11 protein-coding genes are annotated in these 6822 nt (G+C 29.0%); 1 reads left to right on the forward strand and 10 read right to left on the reverse strand.

Annotation, left to right across the window (positions count from 1 at the left end; translation table 11 throughout):
- Nucleotides 1-244 precede the first annotated feature (244 nt).
- The 5 genes from CHL78_RS19205 to CHL78_RS19225 form a co-directional block, all read right to left on the reverse strand.
- On the reverse strand, nt 245-424 hold the full coding sequence (locus CHL78_RS19205; protein ID WP_094367175.1) for a hypothetical protein: 180 nt from the start codon (nt 422-424) through the stop codon (nt 245-247).
- A gap of 182 nt (nt 425-606) precedes the next feature.
- The gene (locus CHL78_RS19210) at nt 607-825 is read right to left on the reverse strand and encodes a hypothetical protein (RefSeq protein ID WP_094367174.1); all 219 of its coding nucleotides are present in this window, start codon (nt 823-825) and stop codon (nt 607-609) included.
- 160 nt (nt 826-985) lie between these two features.
- Entirely contained in the window at nt 986-1204 is a 219-nt protein-coding gene (locus CHL78_RS19215; protein WP_094367173.1) for a hypothetical protein, read from the reverse strand.
- A 168-nt stretch (nt 1205-1372) separates the two neighbouring features.
- Nucleotides 1373-1576, reverse strand: a complete 204-nt coding sequence (locus CHL78_RS19220) for a hypothetical protein (protein ID WP_094367172.1) — start codon at nt 1574-1576, stop codon at nt 1373-1375.
- A 46-nt stretch (nt 1577-1622) separates the two neighbouring features.
- Complete coding sequence (locus CHL78_RS19225; RefSeq protein ID WP_094367171.1) at nt 1623-2054, reverse strand: hypothetical protein; 432 nt, start codon at nt 2052-2054, stop codon at nt 1623-1625.
- Nucleotides 2055-2199: 145 nt separating this feature from the next.
- On the opposite strand from CHL78_RS19225, the gene acpP reads away from it, so the two are divergent.
- Nucleotides 2200-2427, forward strand: coding sequence for an acyl carrier protein (gene acpP, locus CHL78_RS19230; RefSeq protein WP_094367170.1), 228 nt, complete (start codon nt 2200-2202; stop codon nt 2425-2427).
- A 36-nt stretch (nt 2428-2463) separates the two neighbouring features.
- On the opposite strand, the gene CHL78_RS19235 is transcribed toward acpP, so the two are convergent.
- The 5 genes from CHL78_RS19235 to CHL78_RS19255 form a co-directional block, all read right to left on the reverse strand.
- Complete coding sequence (locus tag CHL78_RS19235; protein ID WP_094367169.1) at nt 2464-2676, reverse strand: hypothetical protein; 213 nt, start codon at nt 2674-2676, stop codon at nt 2464-2466.
- A 135-nt stretch (nt 2677-2811) separates the two neighbouring features.
- The gene (locus tag CHL78_RS19240; protein ID WP_094367168.1) at nt 2812-3816 is read right to left on the reverse strand and encodes a nucleoid-associated protein; all 1005 of its coding nucleotides are present in this window, start codon (nt 3814-3816) and stop codon (nt 2812-2814) included.
- Between the two features lie 37 nt (nt 3817-3853).
- Entirely contained in the window at nt 3854-4756 is a 903-nt protein-coding gene (locus CHL78_RS19245) for an RluA family pseudouridine synthase (protein WP_094367167.1), read from the reverse strand.
- Nucleotides 4757-4933: 177 nt separating this feature from the next.
- Nucleotides 4934-5455 (reverse strand): GNAT family N-acetyltransferase, encoded by a 522-nt coding sequence (locus CHL78_RS19250; protein WP_094367166.1) that lies wholly within the window; start codon nt 5453-5455, stop codon nt 4934-4936.
- The gene (locus tag CHL78_RS19255) at nt 5452-6639 is read right to left on the reverse strand and encodes an MFS transporter (protein ID WP_158540739.1); all 1188 of its coding nucleotides are present in this window, start codon (nt 6637-6639) and stop codon (nt 5452-5454) included. The genes CHL78_RS19250 and CHL78_RS19255 overlap by 4 nt, the downstream gene beginning before the upstream one ends.
- Nucleotides 6640-6822: the final 183 nt, after the last annotated feature.

Genomic DNA, 6822 nt, shown 5'->3' on the forward strand with positions numbered 1-6822 from the left:
ATCTATATCTACCCAGCAGTCACCAAAGGCTAAGAACAAGAAGAATAATACTATTATCCACCATGCTCCTCCTCCGAAGAATCCATTATCTCCAAAAAATCTGCTTAACATAATATAGTCCTCCCATTAGTAAATATATTTGCTTCAGATGAAAATACTAGCTGTCTGCATTTTAACAATCACTTTAATGCATTTACCTAATTGCTTATATTACATACTATGAAACAAATCTTATTTTGTTACTCTATTCGAAACATCCACCACAGCTACAAAGTATTAATAATATTATTAGGAAAGGTATCCAAGCCATTATGTCTATTTCACACCAAGTATCACCAAATGCTAAGAATAAGAAAAATAATACTATTATCCACCATGCTCCTGCTCCAAAGAATCCATTATCTCCAAATAGTCTATCTAACATTGTTGCTACCTCCTGTTGATATTGTAAAATTTATTGAGCTTTTGCTCTTAACATATAATATGCAAGTTGCTTAATTTGTGATAATAGTTTTTTATAACAGTATTATATTTTTATATTGAGCTTACTAAAAAGTAAAAAGGAGGTAGCTAAAGCTTACCTCCTTTTTTTGAACTACTTCTTAATTAGCATCCGCAGTCAAAATCGTTGTCTAAACATCCAAAGCTATTTCCTTCTCCTGCACATGAGCAAACAATTAATAATAGTATTAAGAATGGAATCCAATCAGTTATGCATATTTCACTCCAACACTCTTGGAATGCTAGGAATAGGAAGAATAATACTATTATCCACCATCCTCCTCCTCCAAAGCAATCAAACATTCTAGTAAGTTTACTACTCATTAAAACTCCCCCCTTGAAAATACTATATATTATGTAAGTACCTAGATGTCATATAGGAATACATCTTTCTTATACCATACTATGCTCTAGTTTCAAAAGTGTTATTATTTTTTAATTTTTTCATGAAAAAGAGGCTTCTTAAAAGCCCCTCTAATGTTTATTAACAGCAGCAACCTCCATCAAAATCTAGATTAGTTAATAGTAAAATTATTAATATAACCCATATTAAAGCCATATCATCACATAGTAACCATTCTATAAGGTCTTCACCTAGAAGTAGTATTGCACCTATTATTAGTATTACTATAAAGCTTCCGCCTCCAAATAGTCCTGTTCCAAATCCTCCAAAGAAGCGTGATAAACTTTGCTCGTTTGACATTTTTATACCCCCTATATTATTTATAGGTAACTGTGTACCTATTTAATAAATAATATGTTATAGAGTACAAAATTGTTCCTTTTTATTACTTTTTGTCAAAACTATTTTAGATATATCTATACAACAAAAAAAGAAATCATAAAGATTTCTTTTAGAACAAAATATTTATTAGCAACATCCATCATCAAAATTAAATAATAACAGTATAATTAATACGATCCATACCCACATACTATCATCGTCTAAAAAATCATCTAATAAGTCTGTTCCTAATAGTAAAAATACAATAACTATTATTATTAAAAAACCGCTGCCAAAGAAGTTACCATTTCCTCCAAATAAACGGGATAGAGTATTTTCTAATTTTGCCATGCCCTTGCCCCCTTTAAATCACTAAAAAGATAAAATACCTCCTAGCTTAAGTATATGTATTAGTTGATAAATAAGTTCTCTTTATAAATTGCTTATTTATTAATTTATCTAACTCTTTGCCACTTAACTCATTATATTTATATACCTCTTTTATATATTCATCTTTATTTTTTTCCTCTGATAGGCTATATATCAAATTCTCTATAGATTTTACCTTATACTCTTTAAAGTCCTTGACTAAAAATGATGTTTTTGAATTCTCCATACCTTTTTTTAATGTCATCAACCTCGATATATACTCTCCTTTTTTCTCTGTTATCTTCTCTTCTTTTTCCAGTACATCCTCTAGTATTATATTTGCCTCAAGTACATAATCTTTAATATGCTTAATATCTAAAGTTACTGAGTTACAATACAGGTTTGTAAGTACGATTAGAAATACAAAAATAGATGACAATAGTAACCCCACATACTTCATACCAGTTCCTCCTAGGTTTATATTTATATATAATTTATATTCGTAAAAAAAAAGTTTATTACTTTTATTGATTTTCATATTGAAAATTTTTCATTATTATATTAAACTACAATTAAAATTAAGAATTTGTCTTAGGAGGTCACTTATGTTTGAAAAAATTAGAGCAATAATCGCAGAACAATTAGGAATAGATAATCTAGAGGATATCGCACTATCAACATCTTTAGCTGAAGACTTAGAAGCCGATTCTTTAGATGCTGTTGAAGTTATAATGGCTCTTGAAGATGAGTTTGGTATAGAAATACCTGATGAGCAAGCTGAAAACTTTAAAACTGTAGGAGATATCTGTCAGTTTATAGAAGAAAATAATTAGTATAAAAAAAACCGAGCATATGCTCGGTTTTCTATATTAACAGCAATCACAGTCATTATTATTGTTAAATAAAAATATAATAAATACTATTAGTACAATCCATATTAAAGAGTTCCCTTGATCAAAGAAATCACAGAATCCGTCATTACCCATTAGTAAAAATAATACTACACCTACAATAAGAAGTATTAATAACGTGTTATTTTCTTCAAAATCAAACCCTCTTAAAAGTCCACTTAAAGCATCCATATAAAATCCCCCCTTAATTATGTACTAATTTTAAAACCCTCATAGTTCTATATATGATTTTACTTTGTTATAATTGCTTGTCCATATTTTTTTACACAAAAAAACCAGGACTAACCTTGCCCTGGTAAGTATTATTTATTTCTCTTCATAGAAAGTAATATTTTTAATTACTATATCTATAGTTCCATTTTCATTCTGTCTTACACTGTATTTCATTGGATCTTCAAAATCAGATAAGTTTCCTTTTATATCAAATCCATTATCAGTCTTTATACTTCTCTTTTTTAACTTTTTCTCTACCCATTTCTTATCTATACTAAATCCTTCTTCTAGACCTTTCTCTTCCATATGCTCTTTAAAGCTTTCTTTTAACTCATCATCTTTGATTGAATTTTCTACAAAGTCATTTATATCAATTTCGTGCTTTTCTTTTAATGTATAGTTTAATACACTTCGAACATCTTCTGCTTGCTTAATATCACTACTTAATGCATTAGTTATCCAATTCTCAGCAGTGTTTTTAAATACTTTAGTCTTGTACTTATCATCATCAACTCTCTCTGCATTTAAAAATTCTGATACATACTTAGAGTCTGATCCTTCTTTTTCAGCATCTTTATCTAATAATCTTAGATGATATTCATCATTAACTCCGCTTATACCTATTATTGCACATTGTTTTTGTCTTACAGTCTCAGGTATGCCTATTTCATTAGCTACCATTTGAATATTAAATTTGTCATCTACAAACTCTATTGAGTGAGTATAAAGCTTCTTATAATCTAACTTTAATATCGCTACATACTTCTCATCTTTTACAGTGTATAAACACACTGCTAAGTCACAAGATTCTATTTCTGCATTTATTTTCATTATCTCAAATAAATATGCTGCTATTTCCTTTGAATTTTGTAAAAATGTATCTTCATCGTATATCATTTGTTCACAACAATTTCTTACTACATTATCATTGAAATTCTTAAATATTCCTTTTCTTAAATCATCATCCTTAGTAACTCTCTTTATTGCTTTTTGGAAAAAACCATCGACTTCTTGGTTTATCTTCCCCTCAAAATCATTTAATATTGGCACATCACTATTTTTATCTAATACGTGCACTATAAACTTATGAATTATCATAATTTCACCTCTATTTAATATTTTAGTTTAATATATTTTATCTTAATTTCTCTATTAGATCTTTTATATCCTTCGGTAAACTTGCTTTAAACTGTAATTTTTCTTTAGTTCTTGGTTGCTCAAACTCTAAACTATAGGCATGTAAAGCCTGTCTATCTATCAAGTTTTCATCAACATGTCCATATAATTCATCACCTATTATACCATGACCTAAGTACTCCATATGGACTCTTATTTGATGTGTTCTTCCAGTTTCTAGTTTTACTTCTAATACTGTTGCATCATTTAATCTTTGAATTACCTTATAATGAGTTATTGAAGTTTGTCCTCTTTCATCTATAACTCTTTTTATACTACCTTCACCTTGTCTATAAATAGGTTGATTTATAGTTCCACTATCCTCTTTAACTGTGCCTTTTACTACTGTTATATAGGTTTTCTCAACCTTATCTTCACTCATTGCAACTGATAAAGTATGATGTGCATATGCATTTTTCGCTACTATAACAAGACCTGATGTATTCATATCTAGCCTATTTACAAATCTTATTTTTACATGCTCGTTTTGATTTTTAATATAATTAGTAACTCCATTAGCAATAGTACCATTATAATGGCTCTTAGTTGGATGAACTACCATAAATGGAGGTTTGTTCACCATAATTATATCAAAATCATCATATAGTATTTCTAAGTTTAAATCTTGTGCCTCAAAATCTGCCATTTCTTCTTCTATTTTAACTTCTATTAAATCACCTTTTTTAACTTTTACGCTTGGCTTTTTAAATTCTCCATTTAATGACACACTTTTCTCTTTTTTCATTTTTGATAAAGATCTTACTGAGAAATTTAATTTATCTAATAATACTTCTTTTAAAGTTAAGTCTTCTTCACTTGTATAAGATATAAGGTTATATCTTTGGCATTCTTTTTTAAACAATTTTACACCTGCTCTCTTTTACAATAATAACATTATATATTTTACACTATTTTTAAATAAAAGAAGGAAATTTTTTAAATCTAAGTGTATCATTTTTTATATAAATTTACTTATTTTAAAATTTCATGCAAAAACAGCGAACTCTATCTGAGTTCGCCACTTCTATTTTCTAGAATATTATAAAAATGCATCTGAGTATATCACCGTGCCACTTATACCTTTTAAGCCATTTTTAACTAATTCTTTTGCCATAAATACATTTTCTGGAACTTCAAATGGAGCTCTTATACTATACTTATTAGCTGCCTCAAATCCAAATTTAGGATAATAATTTTCATGTCCAAGCACTATGACTGATCTAAATCCAAGTTCTTTTGCCTTGTCGAAACTTGCTTCAATTAGCTTTCTTCCTATACCCATGCCTTGGTATTTAGGATGAACTGATAATGGAGCTAAAGCTAATGATTCATATTCATCGTTGTCACTTTTTATTTTTATTTTAGTTAGAAGAATATGGCCTATTATTTTGCCTTCTTCTTTTGCTACTAAAGAAAGTTCTTCTACAAACTCCTTACTGTCTCTTAACTTAGCTACTAGGTTATGCTCATTTCCATCTGAATGTTCTTCACTTTTAAAGGCCATTTCTACTATAGATTCCACTTCCCTATAATCTTCTTTTATTTCTTTTACTATTATCATATTATATCTCTCCTATCTCTCTCTATTACATAATCCAAAGTTGTTTTAGATAAAACTATAAATGCAACTATACAGCAAATTCCGCCTAGTATAAATGGTAATTTGTTGCCATAATCAAATATAAATCCAGATAATAAAGATCCAGTTACCATACCTAAAGCTTTAAAAGATCCTTGAATCCCCATAATTTCTCCATAATTATTCTTAGCCAACTTAGATACTATACTTTGTTGAATTGGTGTAACTAAAGCCGTTGAGGCTATAAATATTGATAAGAATCCTAATGCTATTATCATATTACTGCTTAAACTTGCTATAATTATAGTAAGTCCTGCTACTGATAGTGCTATCACTATACTTTTCTTTTCATCAAATCTTTTACCTAAGTAAGGATTTACAAATAAGTTCATTATTAAGGCTATAACACCTGCTACTGCCATTATCATACCATTAACAGTCGTTGGCATGTTTAAAACTGATTCTACATAGTAGTTTATAGTTGAGTTGTAAGATGTTGTAGCAATAGTTACTAATGTCATAACTATCATCATGATACCTATAGTAGACCTTAAATCTATTGATTTTTTACTAGGCTTTAAGTGATGAAGATATATTTTAATTTTACCACTTCTCTCATAAATAGTTTCTTTAACTACAATATATATTACCCCTGCTACTATCATAGATAAAATACACTGCCATAAAAAAGCATACTTGTATCCTAAACTACCTATACTTCCTCCTAATAAAGCTCCTACAGAACTAGCTATCGAGAAAGCGGCTGTGTTATAGGCCATATACTTTACTCTCTCTTCTTTACTTGAAACATCACTAATGTACGCTGTTGATGCAGTAATAAACCCTACTGAAAACGCACCCGCTAGTATTCTAAATAAAAGTATCAAACTTGTACTTTGTGCATATCCAAAACCTAATTGACTTATTCCATATCCAACTACACCGATTATTAAGAATAATTTTCGTCCTTTAATATCAGACATAGATCCCCATATAGGTGCCATAACAAATTGTGCAACTGCCATAGTTGAGTATAACACCCCAAACATATATGATGGTAATCTTAATTCATTAATTAACGTAGGTGTCACTGGGTGAGCCATATTAAATGTAGCCAATGTTATAAAGTTTATAAATATTATTATCTTAATTTTGCTCTTATCCATACTGTCTCCTTTGTCTATCTTAATTGACTTATACATTATATCACATACCCAATTTCTGTAAAATGTAATCCTTCTATATTACTTACATACATCTATCCATCTATAACATCCCGAATATTCTTCTAGCTCTAGGCAAGTAAGTTCAATAGCAGAATTATCACTTCCACATGCAGGGTATACAGT

It is taken from the genome of Romboutsia weinsteinii (genome assembly GCF_002250835.2).
GTDB lineage: Bacteria > Bacillota > Clostridia > Peptostreptococcales > Peptostreptococcaceae > Romboutsia_A > Romboutsia_A weinsteinii.